Source organism: Caulobacter sp. D5 (genome assembly GCF_003185805.1).
In the GTDB taxonomy this organism is placed as follows: domain Bacteria; phylum Pseudomonadota; class Alphaproteobacteria; order Caulobacterales; family Caulobacteraceae; genus Caulobacter.
The window spans coordinates 1-1,434 of the sequence record NZ_QHJY01000364.1; the positions used below are offsets into that span (position 1 = coordinate 1).

Sequence of the window (1,434 nt, forward strand, 5' to 3'; positions counted from 1 at the left end):
CCGCCACCGCCATGCCGGCCGCGCCGCGCCGCGTGGTCGCCGCCGAACCGGTCGCTCCGGCCCCGGTTCCGGTCGCCGCCCACCAGCAGCCGTCGGTTCCGGTCCTGCGCAACGAAGCCCCCGGCTCGGCCACCGTGCTGACCCTCGGCGCCCACATGTGCAAGTGGCCGATCGGCGACCCGTCGTCGGACGGCTTCACCTTCTGCGGCCGCCGCTCGTCGGAAGGCCCCTACTGCGTCGAGCACGCCCGGGTGGCCTACCAGCCGCAGCAGACCAAGAAGAAGGGCGGCGCCACCGAGCTCGCCCGCTCGCTGCGCCGCTACATCTAGAGCGCGCCAGGGTTAGGTGTAGGCGGCTAACCCGCCCGGGCGTGCTCTGCCTCAAGAGCGCGCCGAGAGCCCGGTCCGCCGGGCTTTCGAGAGGGATACGAACAAGAAGAGAAGCGTCGGCAAGGCGCTCTCGCCATGCAGCCCTCCCCGTTCCGCGGGGAGGGCTTTATGCTGCCCCCGATGACCGACCTCGCCCCCGATTCCAACGCGCCCGCCTATTCCGTCTCGGAACTGGCCTTCGCACTGAAGCGCACGCTGGAAGACCGCTACGGCTTCGTGCGGCTGCGCGGCGAGCTTTCCAAGGTCACCCACCACTCCAACGGCCACGTCTACCTGACCATCAAGGACGACAAGGCCGCCATCGACGGCGTGGTCTGGAAGGGCAATGTGCGGGGCCTGGGCGTGCGGCCAGAGCACGGGCTCGAGGTCATCGTCACCGGCAAGATCACCACCTATCCGGCCGGCTCGCGCTACCAGATCGTCATCGACAGCATGGAGGCCGCCGGCGTCGGCGCGCTCCTGGCGCAGCTTGAACGCCTGAAGGCGAAGTTGGCCGGCGAGGGCCTGTTCGCGGCCGAACGCAAGAAGCCCCTGCCCTCGATGCCGGCCGTGGTCGGGGTGATCACCAGCCCGACCGGTGCCGTGATCCGCGACATCCTGCACCGCATCCGCGACCGCTGGCCCTGCCGGGTCATCGTCTGGCCGGTGGTCGTGCAGGGCGACGCCGCCGCCGGCCAGGTGGCCGGCGCGATCCGGGGCTTCAACGCCCTTACGCCCGGCGGTCCGGTCCCGCGCCCCGACATCCTGATCGTCGCCCGCGGCGGCGGCTCGGTGGAAGATCTCTGGGCCTTCAACGACGAGGCCCTGGCCCGCACGGTGGCCGAGGGAACGATCCCGCTGATCTCGGCCGTCGGCCACGAGACCGACACCACCCTGATCGACTTCGTCTCCGACCGCCGCGCCCCCACCCCGACGGCGGCCGCCGAGATGGCCACGCCCGTGCTGGCCGAGCTGCGGGGCCTCGTGTCCGACTACGACCGCCGCCTGTCGCGCTGCGCCGGCCGGGTGGTCGAGGAGCGCCGCACGCGGCTCCAGGCCGCCGCCC

Annotated in this window: 2 protein-coding genes; both read left to right on the forward strand. The window is 72.2% G+C overall.

Going from position 1 to position 1,434, the window contains the following annotated elements:
- Nucleotides 1-329 (forward strand): GcrA family cell cycle regulator (locus DMC18_RS21000; RefSeq protein WP_304539037.1); only part of this gene is annotated, 329 nt, incomplete at its 5' end.
- 180 nt (nucleotides 330-509) lie between these two features.
- A partial coding sequence (gene xseA / locus DMC18_RS21005) for an exodeoxyribonuclease VII large subunit (protein WP_110133283.1) occupies nucleotides 510-1,434 on the forward strand: 925 nt, incomplete at its 3' end.